A 14926-nucleotide genomic window follows, 5' to 3' on the forward strand; every position below is an offset into this window, starting at 1 on the left:
CAGGGGCTTTTTTTATGCCTTCCTTACCTTTCCGGTAAGTTGAGCCATAGCAGAGCTCGGAAATTCAGTTTACAATCAGCGCTATGCTAAATACCCAAACCAATGTTCCTCTGGCCTCTCTACATACCTTTCGCCTGCCAGCTACAGCCGCGACACTGCTGTATCTGAAAAGTGCGGAGGATTGCGGGCAATTACCTGACACTGATTACTATGTACTCGGTGGCGGCAGTAATACTATTTTTACGACGGATTTCAAAGTGCCGTTAGTCAAAGTCGAAATCCGCGGCATTCTTTATAAAGAAACGCCTGACGCCTGGCAGATTACCGCCGGTGCCGGTGAAAACTGGCATCAGTTTGTTTGTGCGCTGCTGGACAGAGGCATCTTTGGGTTTGAGAATCTGGCGCTAATCCCAGGTACGGTGGGAGCCGCGCCAGTACAAAATATTGGCGCATACGGCGTCGAAATAGCACCGTTCATTGCTGTCATTCATGTCTGGGACAGGCTTGATAAAAAGCATCTTACGCTGGCTGCTGAGGAGTGCAATTTCGCCTACCGGGACAGTATATTTAAGCAAAACCCAGGCCGGTGGCTCATCACTTCAGTCACTTTTACGCTGCCCAAATTATGGCAACCAGTGACCAGTTACGGTGAATTACAGCAGTTGGGGGCGACAGCTACAGCGCTGGAAATATTTCAACGGGTAATCGCCGTACGCCAACACAAGCTGCCGGATCCGGCATTACAACCAAATGCGGGCAGTTTCTTTAAGAACCCGGTAGTATCAACAACAGTACTTAGCGAACTTCAGCGAAATTATCCGGACATTCCCTTTTACCCGGTTAGCGAACAGCGCGTTAAATTAGCTGCTGGCTGGCTGATCGAGCAGGACGGCTGGAAAGGTAAGTCGCACAATGGCGTTGCGGTACATGCTAACCAGGCACTGGTGTTAGTGAACCGAAGCGCCCAAAACGGCGAGGCCGTGACTGAACTGGCGAACGCAATAAAAGGAAGTATAGCTGAGCGCTTCGGGATTGAGCTTGAAGCCGAAGTACGTATTCTTGGAGAAAGGGAATTGATCCAGTTATGAAGCAACGTGAGCTTAATATTATTCGTATTATTGAATTACTCGCCGATGGCCAGTTCCATTCTGGTTCGGACATCGGTGAACTACTTGGTGTGAGTCGTACCTCGGTGGGCCAGTACGTCAGCGCCATAGAGAAGCTGGGACTGGACGTGTTCAGAGTTTCCGGAAAGGGCTACCGTCTGGCTGAACCACTGCAATTGCTCAGTAAAGATCGTGTGTCCGCGGCGCTTGCCGAATTGGTCGCGACAAGCGGCTCAGCGACAGCTCAAAACGCAGATGTGGTGCTGGAACGAGTGGTTGGTTCCAGCAATGACTATTTACGACAATTGCGCGAGGTCACCACGCCTGCTGGATTTGCTGTATTGGCAGAAGCACAAACACAGGGGCGCGGGCGACGAGGCAAGGTATGGCATTCACCTTTTGGTAGTAACCTCTATATGAGCATGCACTGGCCGCTTACCCAGGGCATGGCAGGAGCCATGGGATTAAGTATTGCCGTTGGTACCCTGATAGCGGAAATGCTGCACAATCTCGGTGTATTTGGGGTTGAACTTAAATGGCCAAACGACGTATTAGTTGACGGCCGTAAGATTGCCGGAATTCTGGTTGAGCTGGAAGGTCAGGCTACCGGTGCAGCCAATGCGGTCATCGGGGTTGGCATTAATCTGGCGATGCCCCTTTCAGTAGAGCAAAATATTGATCAGCCCTGGACTGATTTGCGGCAGGCGTTACAAGGCCCTTTTGACCGTAATTTGTTAGCGGCAGATCTGATCTATCGCTGCCGTGAGGGGCTGCAGACATTTGAAGAAAAAGGGCTTAAGCCTTTTATCCGAACCTGGTTACACTATGACCGGCTGGCATTGCAGCCCGTGAAAGTAATAATGGGTGATAACGTTATCGAAGGTATTGCCGAGGGTATTGATGAGCAGGGAGCATTGCTCCTGAGCCGAAACGGAAAGATTGAGCGCTACCACGCAGGGGAAGTCAGTTTACGTTATGAATAAAAAATTATTAGTTGATGCTGGTAATACAAGAGTCAAAACGGCGGTTATGGATGCTGAAGGCCATCTTGAACCACTATTTAATCTGCCCTACGACGAACTGGGCTCTGCTGAACTGCCCGTTGAACTGACCTCAATATGGCTGGCAGCGGTGAGCAATATGCAGAAACGGCAACAGCTGCTGGACTGGTTGCAACAAACTAACGCTGAAACTCATGAGGTGCATAGCCAGGCAACAGCTTTTGGCGTCACCAATGCCTATACCACCCCAGGGGATCTCGGTGTGGATCGCTGGCTGGCAATTATTGGCGCCTTTAATGAACAGCCGAAGCCAACCCTTATCATTGATGCCGGGACAGCCATCACAGTGGACTGGATTGATGGTGAAGGCCACCATTTAGGAGGCTGGATTGCGCCCGGCGTTGAGCTCATGCAGGAATCCGTGGTGCAGCGTGCGCCACGCGTTTTTGCTGATCCGCAATTGGGCTGGGGTAAAACCAATCAGCTTGGCCGCAGTACCCCTGATGGCTTGGCTAATGGTTGTGTAAATGCCTTTTCAGGCTTGGTCCGCCAGGCACTTTTGGTGACTGAAACAGAACTGGACTGGTTCCAGTTTAGATTGTTGTTTAGCGGCGGCTCGGTGCCGTTGTTGCCACCTGACATAAAACGGCGGGGCGAACTGCGCACCGAATTGGTATTGCAGGGGCTCGCTCACTATGCTCGCACACCGATCGCATAAACATCGTCCATAAACCAGGCATAAAAAAACAGCGCCATCAGGGCGCTGTTTTTGATCTGCTTGGGAGCTTCACGACAAGCGGTCACGAAAATCCTCGTAACTGAATTTACGGATCAGGTCGAACTCTCCGCTTTCCCGCAGGATCCCTATTGACGGGTGCTCCACACCGTTAAAAAAGCTGGTTTTCACCATGGTGTAATGCATCATGTCCTCAAATATAATCCGACTTCCCGGCTGCAGCGGTTCACTGAAGCTGTAAAGCCCGATGACATCGCCCGCCAGACAGGAATTTCCGCCCAGTTTATATGTGTGCGCGAGTACACCTGGCTTATCAGCACCGGTGATGGTGGGGCGATAAGGCATCTCCAGTACATCAGGCATATGCGCGGTAGCAGAGATGTCGAGAATGGCTATCTGGCCATCGTTTTCGACAATATCAACGACCTCAGCAACCAGCGGGCCTGTTTGCCAGGCAACTGCGGAGCCGGGCTCAAGAATAACCTGTAAGTCATAGGTTTCGCGTAAGCGTTTCAGTTGCTTGATTAAATGATCCACATCATAACCGGCTCGGGTCATCAGATGACCGCCGCCGAGATTCAGCCATTTGAGCTGATGCAGATAGCGACAGAATTTGCTTTCGACGGCGTTTAAGGTGCGCTCCAGCGCAAAGGAGTCACATTCACAGAGGTTGTGTACATGAAATCCTTCAATACCGGTCAGGTCAGCATTTTCGAGCTCAGCGACACGCACACCTAAGCGCGAACCCGGAGCGCTGGGATCATAGAGTTCAGTTTCCGCTTCCTGGTGCTCGGGATTGACTCGCAGACCGGCAGAAACGCCACTGGCCATCGTCTGTTCGCGGTAGCGTTGCCACTGGTTAAGGCTGTTAAATGAGATGTGCTGCACTATAGGCAACAAGACCTCCATTTCTTCAGGCTTGTAGCCGGGGGCATAAGCATGCACTTCGCGACCGAATTTTTCTTCGGCGAGACGAGCTTCCCACACTGAGCTTGCGGTACAGCCAACCAGGTATTTGCGGATCAGGGGAAAGGTGCTCCACATAGAGAAGCCTTTCAGCGCCAGAATAATCTGGGCGCCACTTTCATCCTGCACCCGTTGCATGAGCTCGAGGTTGCGCTTCAACAAGCTCTCGTTACAAACGTAAGCCGGTGACGGAATCGCCTTATTCAAATAAGGATTGGTCATAGTGCTTAACGCTTAAACGGTGAATCGCATTCAACCACCTGCCATGGCAGGCCGTATTTGTTCAGGCGCTCCATGAATTCGTCCGGGTCAAACTGTTCCATGTTCCACACGCCTGGCTTCTTCCATTTATCCTGCAACATCATTGATGCGGCAATCATGGCTGGTACCCCAGTGGTGTAGGATACCGCCTGGGCGCCCACTTCTTCGTTACATTTGGCGTGATCACAGTTATTAAAAATAAAGATGGTTTTTTCTTCGCCGTCTTTAATACCGGTTACATAAGTACCAATACAGGTCAGGCCGGTATAGCCTTCGGCCAGCGAGCCGGGGTTAGGAAGTACGGCTTTAAGAAATTCCAGCGGCACGACTTTCTGGCCCTGAAAATCAATCGGCGCAATTGACGTCATGCCAACATTTTCCAGCACCCGCAGGTGCGTCAGGTAGGCATCGCCAAAGGTCATCCAGAAACGCGCCCGCTTCAGGGTCGGGAAATGTTTGACCAGCGATTCCAGCTCTTCGTGGAACAGCAGATACGATGAGCGTACCCCAACGTTCGGATAATCAAGCTCTTCACGCACGCTGATAGGATCAGTTTCGTGCCATTCGCCGTTGTCCCAATATTTACCCCGCTGAGTGATTTCCCGGATATTAATTTCCGGATTGAAATTGGTCGCAAATGCCTGGCCGTGTTCACCACCATTACAGTCAACAATATCGAGGTAGTGGATTTCGTCGAAATAATGTTTGGCGGCATAGGCAGTAAAGACGTTGGTAACGCCCGGGTCAAAGCCTGCGCCCAGCAGCGCCATGATGCCCTTCTCTTTAAATTTATCGTGGTACGCCCACTGCCAGGAATATTCAAACTTGGCTTCGTCTTTAGGCTCGTAATTCGCGGTATCAAGATAATGAACACCAGTTTCAAGGCAGGCGTCCATAATTGGCAGATCCTGGTAAGGCAGGGCGACGTTAATAACCAGCGCCGGCTCGACCTTGCGAATCAGTTCAGCAACCTCTGACGCATGATCAGCGTCAACCTGATAGACACCTACCACGCGATCTTTGCCAGCTTCCTGCTGCAGTTTTTCGCATTTAGAAAGGGTGCGGCTGGCCAGATGAATTTCAGAGAAATATTCCGGCAGCATTGCACATTTTTTTACCACTACGCCAGCTACACCGCCGGCACCAATAATCAATACTCGAGACATGAAGACTACCCTTTTTTCAATCAGTAGAGGGGCGAACATTAAGGTTGAAAGATAGCATATTTTTACGCAAACAGCATGAACCACAGCAGAAATTAGACGTCTCTAGCGGTATAGCTGCTCTAAATAATGGCGGGCCATCTGCCGCAACTGTTGCTGCATTGAAAGCTGATCGCTGTAACCAAAGCGCTGGGCCAGCTCAGCGGTGGTGGCGGCCTTTTCTAATAACTGCGCAGGTAGAGTGACCCCCAGCTGTTGTGCTGAGTGCATACGGTTGCAGACGAACCAGGCGAACTGCGCCTCGGTAAAAGGCAAATTGCCATAGGCAAAGCCACGCAGAACGGCTTCGGCAGTGCCCCACAAGGAGCGCGGAAGCGTTTCAAGGCGTTGCTGCTGCCAGGCAACTTCGCTTTGGCAGTAACGTTCCCACTGTTGAATATGCAGTTTTGCTTCCGGTATTAATCCTGTCGCCATGAGCGCATTCGGGTAGCCACTTGCCATGTTGAGGCGCCGGCCCATACGGACCAACTGATAATTATTACTGAGCCAGAATTTGAGTACATCGCCGCTGGCTCCGAAGCTGGAACCCATGGCGGCAACACCATCGGCAGCAGCGTTTTGCATCAGTTCGTTCAACAGTTGGGAGCCGATACCAGCCCGGCGGGCATCGGGGTCGACAGCGATCCGGGTTATACGCCACCATCGCCAGCTCAGTGCTGCCGGCTGCTGCAGATAAAAGCTAAGCGCCTGGGGCAGGATTTGGCCGGGGAGCCGGCGCTGCCCTTGCATGATATCCGTATGTAGATCGTCGTCGATCGGGCCTTCCAGAACGTACCAGATCACCCCTAACAGCTGGCCTTGCTCCAGGCACAACAACAATCGTTGATCATCGTTATCCAGCAGCAGACGCAGGTCATTGGGGCTGCTCTGGTAATGAGCGTCCAGCAACAGGCCCATCACATCATGTAATTGCTGCTCAGACAGTTGACTGGCATGGCAAGACTGAAAAGCGGGTTTTGCCAGCGCTGGCTTTTGCTTTTGGGAAATACTGGATTTCATCAGCAAGGCCTGGTTTAACCAGGCCTCACAGGTATCTTCTGCCGACCAGCGTACCGGCTCAGTTAGTTGATGGGCCTTGCAAACCTTCTGCTCGCCCAGCCATTCAACAAAGCGCACCGCGAATCCCCTGCCACAGCCTTCGTAGCCGTCCACTGTGGTTGCAATGGCCCATACCGAAAAGGTGGTGGTGAGCTGCTTGAGGATGTGCATTGGCAACGCGGCGGCCTCGTCAATAACGAGCCTGACGGTACTGGGGTCGTAATGGCCGAGCAATCGATCCCAGGCAACAAACTGTACTGACTCGCCAGCATGTTCAAGCAAGGTAGCGACAGCGACCGGGCGGGGGCCGGTAACAATTAACTTGCGCCCCTGATAGGCCTGAACAAAGGCGCGGCAGGCAAGCCCGAGCGCGGTACTCTTGCCCCGGCCCCGATCGGCTAATAGCAAATGACAGGTACCGGGAAGTTTTACCATGGTTTCGATGGCCGCCGCCTGGTCAGTATTGGGAAGCTGAGGTTGGGCGGCCGGGGCAGGATCCTTACGAAGCAGCTTTGCCACCGCTTGGTCCAGCGAAAAAGCCGGAGTAAGGGTTTCGATAAAATCAAATGAGGTGCTGGTTTTTAATAGCCGTTGGCGGAATGTACTATCCGCAGCAGGCAACAATACAAAAAGCACGCCGCCACCAATCACAGTGCCACTTAGTGCGGCTAGTGCATCGGCATGTATCTGACTGGAAAAATCGAGTAAAACGGCTGACTGGGAGGTTCCCAGATAATCACGGTAACGATGCATTGCGCTGTGGTCGTCGTGATGTTCAGCCAGATGCAGCATGCCGGGAAACTGACCAGTCAGGGCCTGTTGCTGTGCGCGAAGCCATTCGGACGGGCCATTAAATAAAAAGACAGCACGGCGTTGTGCTGTCTTTAACTTGCTTAGCAATTCCTGCATTCAGCGCGCCATTACAGGAATGAATAACCAAAAAATTTGGTCAGCACTGTGTTGGCGAATACGATGGCAAGAATAACCGGAATAAAGGTTCCAATCGAAAAGCTGACATATTTTGCCAGCCATGAGGTCGGATAGGCCTCATTACCTTCTGCCAGCTCAGCGGTCAGCTGCGTGCGTTTCCAGCGATAGCGGACGAACAGACAAATCAGTAAACCGTTAAGCGGTAAAATCGTGTCGTAAAAGACATCATAAATGACGTCAAAGACAGATTTATCGACGTCTGCGTAAAACACGAAAGTCGTGAACCAGGGCACCATGCCGAAGGAAGTGGCGGCAATTAAGGTCAATATAGTAATGGCGCCGCCCATTAATAAGAGTGCTTTTTTGCGGCTGACATTACGCTGCTCCATGAAAGAAGAAGTCGGAACCTCAATAATAGATACCAGCGAGGTGATGGCGGCGACAAAAGCGAGCAAAAAGAATATGGTCGCGGCAATACTTGCTGCAACATAACCAACGCTGTTCGAGAGAGCGAGGAAAATATTCGGGAAAAACGAGAAAATCATACTCACTGATGAATCGCTGAGGGTTTCAGGATCAGTGTTCGGGTAAATCGCAAAAATCGCTGGTAAGGTCATCAGACCGGCGATGAAAGCTACCGCGGTATCGGTAACGGCGACCAGTTTACCTGAGGTGACGATGTCATCTTTGCGGCGGAAATAAGACCCGTACGTTATCAGGATACCCATGCCCAGTGATAGCGAGAAAAAGGCCTGGGCCAGGGCGCCGTTAATGACGCTGCCATTAATCTGGCTGAAGTCAGGGATCAGGTAGAATTTCACACCGGCCATGGCGTTATCAAGGGTTAACACGAAGATGACCAGCAAGATAAGCATTAAGAACAGGGTGGGCATCAGTATTTTTGACGCGCGCTCAATACCTTTGCGCACGCCGCCTATGAGGATGACATTGACAATGATAGTGACAGCAATCAGATAGCCGACAAAGTGGTAGCTATTAACGAATTTACCGAAGTAACCTTCGCTGGCAAGCAGATCCAGATTACCGAGTACGGACTGATACAGATAGCCGAAGATCCACACCGTAATGACCATGTAAAAAACGGCAATCATAAAGGGCGTAATAGTGGCTAACCAACCGGCCAGGCGCCAGATCCCTTTGCCTTCGCCTATTTCATTGTAGGCTGAGTAAGGGCTGTGCTGGGTTTTTCTTCCCAGCCCCATTTCTGCCAGCATCACTGGCAAACAAATAAAAGCCACAAACAGTGCGTACAAGATTAAAAAGGCACCGCCACCATTTTTGGTTGCAGCAACGGGAAAGCCGACCAGGTTGCCGATACCAACAGCTGAACCGGCGGCGGCCAGAATAAAGCCTATTTTGGAACTAAAATGCTCGCGGGGTGCGCTCATAAGAAATCCTGCTTTTCGTTATTATTGTTGAAGGACCAAATTGCCCCAATCCTAGCGCATGCACATGTTGGCGGCAAGCTGCCCATTCGTATTGTTTTGCCAGGCACTTCATGCGATCGTATTCGCAACAAAAAAAATAAGGAAATAGCTATGGCTGCAGCAATTCACGTTGCTGTTATTGGCGCCGGCCCCTCCGGCCTGGCTGCGGCAAAGAACTGCCTTCAGCAGGGGCTGAAAGTCACCCTGTTTGAAAAGAATGATCAAGTGGGTGGCAACTGGGTATTTAACAGTAAGACCGGACACTCCAGCGTGTACGAAAACACCCATATTATCAGTTCCCGTTACTGGTCTGAGTATGAAGATTTCCCGATGCCGGAAGATTACCCTGACTATCCTAACCATCGTCAGTTACAGGCTTATTTCCACAGCTACGCAGAACATTTTTGGGTGTTGCCGGTGATTCAGTTTAATACTGAAGTAAAGCGTGCAACCCGTACGCCGGAGGGGTTATGGGAATTAACTTATATTACTGAGCAGGGTGAGCCCAAGCGGCAGGTATTCACTCATTTAATGGTAGCGAACGGCCACCACTGGAATCCCAAGTATCCCGAGTATCCGGGTAAGTTTGCTGGCCGGTTGATGCATTCCCATGATTTTAAAGGTGTTGATGACAGTTGGCGGGATAAGCGGGTGTTAGTTATAGGTGCCGGTAACTCGGCCTGTGATGTCGCGGTCGAGTCAGCAAGGGTGGCTGGCGCCGTCGCGCTCAGCATGCGTAGTCCGCAGTGGTTCTTGCCAAAATTCATGTTCGGTGTACCGACCGATGAACTTGGTTCGCGCATGCCGCTTTGGGTTCCGGTGTGGCTGCGTCAACGCCTGTTGACCTGGCTGGTGCGGTTGCTGCAGGGCGACTATAAGAAGCGCTATAATTTGCCGAAACCAGAAAAGCCTCTACTTAGCCAGCATCCGACCGTCAATTCTGATTTACTGGATTACATTCGTCACGGGCGGATAATTCCACACCCGGCAATTGCCAGCTATCGTGAAACTGGTGTGGAATTTGCTGATGGCACAACGGAAAATTTTGATATTATTGTTGCCTGCACAGGATTTCGCATCAGCTTCCCGTTTTTTGACGCGGATCTGATTGATTTTGAACATCACCAGCGAACGCCCTTGTATTTAAAAATGATGCACGAACAATACCAGAACCTCTATTTCATCGGCCTGTTTCAGCCCCTGGGCTGTATCTGGCCGTTAGCCGATCACCAGGCACGACTGGCCGTGGCGGAGATTCAGCGGCGTTATCAGCGACCCGGGGATATGGCTGCAGCGATTCAGCATGAGATCGCGCACCCGCATCTGCCATTTGAGTCGGGTGGGCGGCATTCCACCGAAGTGGATTACCAGTGCTTCCGCCGGGATCTTGCCAGGCAGCTGAGGACTGCGGGCATCGATATTGGTCCGCCACCAAAGGTTTTTAAATGAAAATAATCCATCTAATCCTGACGCACAGCTTTGCCGGTAGTGAGCGCTATGCAGTGGAACTGGCTAACTTGCAGGCGCAGCATCATGATGTCGCTATGATTTTGCATAAGCGCGGTGCGGAAGACCGGGCCAACGCCATTGCCCAACATGTGGATCCAAAGGTTAAGGTCTATCTCGTTAGCGGTCCCAAATGGCTGGCCAGCAGGCGTGCGAGGCGGTTGGTCCGGCGTTTGCAACCTGAAGTCGCTCATGCGCATCTGAGCGCTGCCTGCAAAGCGCTAAAAGGGATCAAAAACAGTACGTTATGCGTAGCGTCATTACATATCCATTATAAAGCCGCGCAGCATGCTCATATGGATGCGCTGGTGGCAGTGGCTCCCTGGCAACTGGCTGAGGTGCCGCCGGCACTCCGCCAACGTAGTAGGCAAATAGACAACTGGACTATGGGATTGGCTCCGGCTGTCGATGCCAGATCGAAATTAAGGGATAAGTGGGGCGCGGGCGATGCCACTTTCGTGTTTGGGACCCTTGGCAGGGTCGAGCCCAGTAAAGGCCACGATGTGTTAATTGAAGCCTTCCGCACAGCAGCTATTGCTGACGCGTGCTTAGTTATTGTGGGTAGCGGAACCGCGCTTGAAAAGCTTCGGGCTGATGCACCTGAAAATGTGATTTTTGCAGGATTTCATCCTAGTCCGCAGGACTGCTATGCAGCTTTTGATGGTTTTGTTAGTGCTGCCCGCAGCGAACCTTTTGGGCTGGTATTTCTGGAAGCGATGTCCGCTGGTCTGCCGATACTGGCAACTGCTTCGCAGGGCGCCAGCTACCTGCAGGACTGTTTCACTGAATCGCTGGTGCCGGTAAACGATGTGCAGGCGCTGGCTGCTGCCATGACAGATCTGGCCGCCCGGGGTAAGCAGCGGGTAACCTATCCGATGCAGCGTTTTTCGGCACCGGAAAGGGCACAGGAAATTGTCGGTTTTTACCGGCAGCAGCTCGGGCGCGACTAGTACAACATGCTGTACAGAATACGGCGGTATCTGGCCGCCAGCGGATCGCCTTTTGGTAAGCCATTGAGCATATCCAGCGCCTGTTTGCGCGCATCTCCGAATGACAGTTCACGGCGCAATACAAAAAACACATGCTCCAGCGCTTCTTCAGTGCGTTGTGCCTGGTAGAGCTTCGCTGCCAGCTCCAGCCGTTTTTCCAAATCTTCAGGAGCTTCCTCAACAGCGGCAACCAGGGCTCGTAGCTCGGGCGAGTCAGCTGCCTGTTCAGCGAGATTCAACTTACTGAGCACATGCTGGTAGTAACTGTCCTGGTCGGCCATGCCGATACTGTTCAGTAGCTCTTTGCCTTGCTCAAGCCGACCCACACTGCAGGCCGCATCGGCAAGGGTTAAGCGGACCGCGGCATCGGTCGGATTAATGTCATAAGCCTGCTTGGCCGCCGTGTAGGCGTCCTGATACGCTTCCTGTTCCAGCAGGCGTTGTGCTTCTTTAAGCAGATCATCTGCCGGCCCCGGGATGTGCTGTTCAATACGTTCGCGGATGCTGGCTTCAGGTTCGACGCCGGCAAAACCATCTACCGGCTGACCATCCTTAAAGAAAGCCACGGTCGGCAGGCTGCGGACGCCAAACTGGGCGGCCAGTTGCTGCTGTGCATCACAATCAATTTTGGCAAGAACAACACGATCAGCGTAATCGCGCGCCAGTTTTTCCAGCACCGGCATCAGCTGTTTGCAAGGCTCGCACCAGTCAGCCCAAAAGTCGACCAGAACAAGTTTGTCCTGAGAACCCTGCAGAATAACCTGCTCGAAGTTTTCAATGGTTACATTAATGATGTTATTGGTTTGCACAAGCTGCCCCACGTAATCGCTGTAGATGCGATCTACATGGGGCTAAATCGGGCAGGTTCAAGTAAACCAGCGCATCAATTTTTGTTTAAAAGAAGTGTAGGGAGGATAGCGAAACGACGGATCCATCCAGAACGGACGGCTCATAACCGCTTTCTGGTGACTGAAGGTATCAAAGCCGTAGCGGCCGTGATAGCGGCCCATACCACTAGCGCCGACGCCGCCAAAAGGTAATTCCGGATTCAGCATAAACATCAGGGTGTCGTTATTACACTGATTGCCCGCGTGGGTTTGTTCAGTGAGTTGCTTTAATGAACGCTCCGAACGGCTGAATCCGTATAGCGCCAGGGGTTTGTCGCGATCGCGGATAAATTGTATTGCCTCGGCCAGGTTGCGAACGCTCAGCACCGGCAGCACAGGCCCGAATATTTCTTCCTGCATGACCGGGCTGTCAGCCTCGACGTCGGTGAGTATGGTCGGTTCGATATAAAGCAGTTCGGCATCATAGTTACCACCGTAGGCGATGGTCCCATGATCGAGGTAGCTAATCAGGCGCTGGCAGTGATCCTGATTGACAATACGACCATAATCCTCCGCCAGCTCAGCATCCTCGCCAAAAAAGCTCTCTATCGCCTTTTTTAGTTCGTCAATAAAGTCGCTTCGTACTTGTTCATCGACCAAAATGTAGTCTGGCGCGATACAGGTTTGCCCCGCATTCAGCCATTTTCCCCAGGCAATGCGGCGTGCACTAACTTTAAGATCAGCATCGCTTAGCACCACTGCCGGGCTTTTCCCGCCCAACTCCAGGGTCACGGGGGTAAGATGTTCCGCCGCCGCTTTCATGACCAGGCGGCCAACGCGGCCACCCCCAGTGTACAAAATATGGTCAAACTTCTGCTTTAATAATTGCTCCGCAACATCGGCACCGCCGGTGATAACAGTGACAGCTTCCGGCGACAGGTAATCGGGAATTAGCCGTGCCAGTACATCGGCGGTTGCCGGGGCATGCTCTGATGGTTTAAGGACGGCGCAATTGCCAGCGGCAAGTGCCGCTACCAGCGGGCTTAACAGTAGCTGCACCGGATAATTCCAGGCACCGATAATCAGCACCACCCCCAGCGGTTCGGGGTAGACCTGACTGCGCCCCGGCCACGCCAGTAACGGCTGTGACACAGAACGGGGACGCATCCATTTTTTTAGCTGCTTACTGGTGTAGCCAATATCTGACTTCAGAAAGCCCAGCTCAGTAAGCCAGCCCTCAGCCGCTGATTTTCCTAAATCGCTTTCAAGTGCCTGCAGCAGCTCAGACTCGTGCTTTTCAAGCATCAGGGCCAACTGCTGTAGCTGCTGTAACCGCCACTCGCGTGGGCGGGTCAAGCCACTGGTATAAGTTGCCCGCAAGTCTGTTATGACTGAATTCATCCAAGATCACCTAAGGTAATGGTTTTGGTTTCCTGATATTCGGCCAGGCCGTAGCGCGAACCTTCGCGGCCGATACCGGACTGTTTAACTCCGCCAAAAGAGTTGTACGCGTGCGAAATAGCGCCAGCGTTGACGCCCAGCATACCGCATTCCAGTAATTCACTGACACGATAAATACGCTTCATGTCGGTTGCGCAAAAATAACCGGCCAGGCCGTAAGGCGTATCATTGGCATGACGGATACCTTCTGCTTCATCGCTGAAACTTTGTACGGCAACCACCGGGCCAAAGATCTCTTCTTTGCTGATATCCATTTCCGGGGTTACCCCCTTAATAAGCGTGGGGGCGTAGAAGAGGGGCCCGATCTCGTCAAGCACTTTACCACCACAAAGGATTTCAGCGCCATCATCGAGCGCCGATTGTTGCAGCCGTTTTACTTTATCAATGGCATCCTGATCAATCAGTGGCCCGTAATCAACTTCATCGGCATTGCCGCGAGCTACTTTCAGTTTACTGATTGCGGTCTTGAGCTTGTCGAGGAACTCGTCCTGAACAGCTTCCTGCACCAGTATGCGGTTGGCGGCAATACAGGTTTGCCCGGCGTTGCGGAATTTAGCGGTCAGCAACTGCTCAACGGCGACGTCCAGATCGGCATCATCAAACACGATGAAAGGAGCGTTGCCGCCCAGTTCAAGTGACAATTTTTTGATGGAGTCGGCGCACTGCTTCATCAGCTGTTTCCCGACCGCGGTGGAGCCCGTAAATGAGAACTTACGGATGCGCGGATGCGTAGTCAGCACCTCACCAACACCTTTGGAATCGGTGGTCGGCACGATATTCAGGACACCGTCCGGAATGCCGACCTCATTAGCCAGCTGGGCAATCGCCAGTGCTGATAATGGCGTCAGCTGCGGCGGTTTGACCACGATCGTGCAGCCGGCCGCTAAGGCCGGTGCCACTTTGCGCGTGATCATTGCGTTGGGAAAATTCCATGGCGTAATCGCACTGCAGACGCCCACCGGCTGTTTGATGATCCAGCTACGCTTGTCACTGTCAGTAACAGGTAGTACATCACCATAGGTGCGTTCTGCTTCGCCAGCAAACCAGTCAACAAAGCTGGCGCCGTATTCAATTTCACCCGCAGCCTCGGCAATCGGCTTGCCCTGTTCAGCGCTCATGATTTCAGCCAACGCCTGTTTATTTTCCAGCATTGCGTTGTACCACTTGCGTAGCAGGTCGGCCCGGTATTTGGCGGGCTTGGTGCGCCAGCCTTCAAGCGCGTTGTACGCTGCTTCAACAGCTCGTTCTGCCAAAACAGTGTCCGCGTCTGCCACTTCGGCAATGACCTCTCCGGTGGCCGGATTGGTGACCTCGAAGCGTTGATCCGCAGGCACCCAGTGACCGTCGATAAACGCATTCGTTTTGGTCAGCGACTTCATACTATGAGCAGACATCAGGTACTCCTTTTGCATAAACAGATACTTGTAAGTATTG

General features: G+C 52.3%; 12 protein-coding genes. 5 read left to right on the forward strand and 7 right to left on the reverse strand.

Going from position 1 to position 14926, the window contains the following annotated elements; translation table 11 throughout:
• The first annotated feature begins 83 nt into the window (after positions 1 to 83).
• The 3 genes from murB to IDSA_RS10105 are packed head-to-tail and all read left to right on the forward strand — an operon-like array spanning position 84 to position 2825.
• Complete coding sequence (gene murB / locus IDSA_RS10095; RefSeq protein WP_034776524.1) at positions 84 to 1088, forward strand: UDP-N-acetylmuramate dehydrogenase; 1005 nt, start codon at positions 84 to 86, stop codon at positions 1086 to 1088.
• Positions 1085 to 2089 carry a bifunctional biotin--[acetyl-CoA-carboxylase] ligase/biotin operon repressor BirA gene (birA, locus tag IDSA_RS10100; protein WP_034776526.1) on the forward strand — a complete coding sequence of 335 codons (1005 nt, stop codon included), beginning with the start codon at positions 1085 to 1087 and terminating at the stop codon, positions 2087 to 2089. Before murB ends, birA begins: the two co-directional genes overlap by 4 nt.
• Positions 2082 to 2825 carry a type III pantothenate kinase gene (locus tag IDSA_RS10105; RefSeq protein ID WP_034776528.1) on the forward strand — a complete coding sequence of 248 codons (744 nt, stop codon included), beginning with the start codon at positions 2082 to 2084 and terminating at the stop codon, positions 2823 to 2825. Before birA ends, IDSA_RS10105 begins: the two co-directional genes overlap by 8 nt.
• A 69-nt stretch (positions 2826 to 2894) precedes the next feature.
• On the opposite strand, the gene nspC is transcribed toward IDSA_RS10105, so the two are convergent.
• From nspC to IDSA_RS10125, 4 genes are all read right to left on the reverse strand, one after another.
• Positions 2895 to 4031 carry a carboxynorspermidine decarboxylase gene (nspC, locus tag IDSA_RS10110; RefSeq protein ID WP_034776531.1) on the reverse strand — a complete coding sequence of 379 codons (1137 nt, stop codon included), beginning with the start codon at positions 4029 to 4031 and terminating at the stop codon, positions 2895 to 2897.
• A 5-nt stretch (positions 4032 to 4036) separates the two neighbouring features.
• Positions 4037 to 5236, reverse strand: coding sequence for a saccharopine dehydrogenase family protein (locus tag IDSA_RS10115; protein WP_034776534.1), 1200 nt, complete (start codon positions 5234 to 5236; stop codon positions 4037 to 4039).
• Positions 5237 to 5338: 102 nt separating this feature from the next.
• Positions 5339 to 7240, reverse strand: a complete 1902-nt coding sequence (locus tag IDSA_RS10120) for a GNAT family N-acetyltransferase (RefSeq protein ID WP_034776537.1) — start codon at positions 7238 to 7240, stop codon at positions 5339 to 5341.
• 11 nt (positions 7241 to 7251) lie between these two features.
• Positions 7252 to 8670 (reverse strand): sodium-dependent transporter, encoded by a 1419-nt coding sequence (locus tag IDSA_RS10125; RefSeq protein ID WP_034776540.1) that lies wholly within the window; start codon positions 8668 to 8670, stop codon positions 7252 to 7254.
• Positions 8671 to 8820: 150 nt separating this feature from the next.
• Here IDSA_RS10125 and IDSA_RS10130 point away from each other — a divergent pair, with 150 nt between their 5' ends.
• Together IDSA_RS10130 and IDSA_RS10135 are read left to right on the forward strand one after the other, a co-directional pair.
• On the forward strand, positions 8821 to 10158 hold the full coding sequence (locus IDSA_RS10130; RefSeq protein WP_034776542.1) for a flavin-containing monooxygenase: 1338 nt from the start codon (positions 8821 to 8823) through the stop codon (positions 10156 to 10158).
• Entirely contained in the window at positions 10155 to 11165 is a 1011-nt protein-coding gene (locus IDSA_RS10135) for a glycosyltransferase (RefSeq protein WP_034776544.1), read from the forward strand. Before IDSA_RS10130 ends, IDSA_RS10135 begins: the two co-directional genes overlap by 4 nt.
• Here the strand turns inward: IDSA_RS10135 and trxA are convergent.
• Genes trxA through IDSA_RS10150 form a run of 3 tightly spaced genes read right to left on the reverse strand, consistent with a single transcriptional unit; the run spans position 11162 to position 14886 of the window.
• Positions 11162 to 12013, reverse strand: a complete 852-nt coding sequence (trxA, locus tag IDSA_RS10140) for a thioredoxin (RefSeq protein WP_034776813.1) — start codon at positions 12011 to 12013, stop codon at positions 11162 to 11164. The two genes, IDSA_RS10135 and trxA, sit on opposite strands and share 4 nt — an antisense overlap.
• Before the next feature lie 57 nt (positions 12014 to 12070).
• Positions 12071 to 13432, reverse strand: a complete 1362-nt coding sequence (locus IDSA_RS10145) for an aldehyde dehydrogenase family protein (protein ID WP_034776546.1) — start codon at positions 13430 to 13432, stop codon at positions 12071 to 12073.
• Positions 13429 to 14886, reverse strand: a complete 1458-nt coding sequence (locus IDSA_RS10150) for an NAD-dependent succinate-semialdehyde dehydrogenase (RefSeq protein ID WP_034776547.1) — start codon at positions 14884 to 14886, stop codon at positions 13429 to 13431. The genes IDSA_RS10145 and IDSA_RS10150 overlap by 4 nt, the downstream gene beginning before the upstream one ends.
• Between the last annotated feature and the right edge of the window lie 40 nt (positions 14887 to 14926).

The sequence above is a fragment of the Pseudidiomarina salinarum genome (genome assembly GCF_000753715.1).
In the GTDB taxonomy this organism is placed as follows: Bacteria; Pseudomonadota; Gammaproteobacteria; order Enterobacterales; family Alteromonadaceae; genus Pseudidiomarina; species Pseudidiomarina salinarum.

Excerpts from the sequence above, each read along its gene's own strand:
- murB (WP_034776524.1), top strand. The coding sequence starts at position 84 with ATGCTAAATACCCAAACCAATGTTCCTCTGGCCTCTCTACATACCTTT.
- birA (WP_034776526.1), top strand. The coding sequence starts at position 1,085 with ATGAAGCAACGTGAGCTTAATATTATTCGTATTATTGAATTACTCGCC.
- IDSA_RS10105 (WP_034776528.1), top strand. The coding sequence starts at position 2,082 with ATGAATAAAAAATTATTAGTTGATGCTGGTAATACAAGAGTCAAAACG.
- nspC (WP_034776531.1), bottom strand. The coding sequence starts at position 4,031 with ATGACCAATCCTTATTTGAATAAGGCGATTCCGTCACCGGCTTACGTT.
- IDSA_RS10115 (WP_034776534.1), bottom strand. The coding sequence starts at position 5,236 with ATGTCTCGAGTATTGATTATTGGTGCCGGCGGTGTAGCTGGCGTAGTG.
- IDSA_RS10120 (WP_034776537.1), bottom strand. The coding sequence starts at position 7,240 with ATGCAGGAATTGCTAAGCAAGTTAAAGACAGCACAACGCCGTGCTGTC.
- IDSA_RS10125 (WP_034776540.1), bottom strand. The coding sequence starts at position 8,670 with ATGAGCGCACCCCGCGAGCATTTTAGTTCCAAAATAGGCTTTATTCTG.
- IDSA_RS10130 (WP_034776542.1), top strand. The coding sequence starts at position 8,821 with ATGGCTGCAGCAATTCACGTTGCTGTTATTGGCGCCGGCCCCTCCGGC.
- IDSA_RS10135 (WP_034776544.1), top strand. The coding sequence starts at position 10,155 with ATGAAAATAATCCATCTAATCCTGACGCACAGCTTTGCCGGTAGTGAG.
- IDSA_RS10145 (WP_034776546.1), bottom strand. The coding sequence starts at position 13,432 with ATGAATTCAGTCATAACAGACTTGCGGGCAACTTATACCAGTGGCTTG.
- IDSA_RS10150 (WP_034776547.1), bottom strand. The coding sequence starts at position 14,886 with ATGTCTGCTCATAGTATGAAGTCGCTGACCAAAACGAATGCGTTTATC.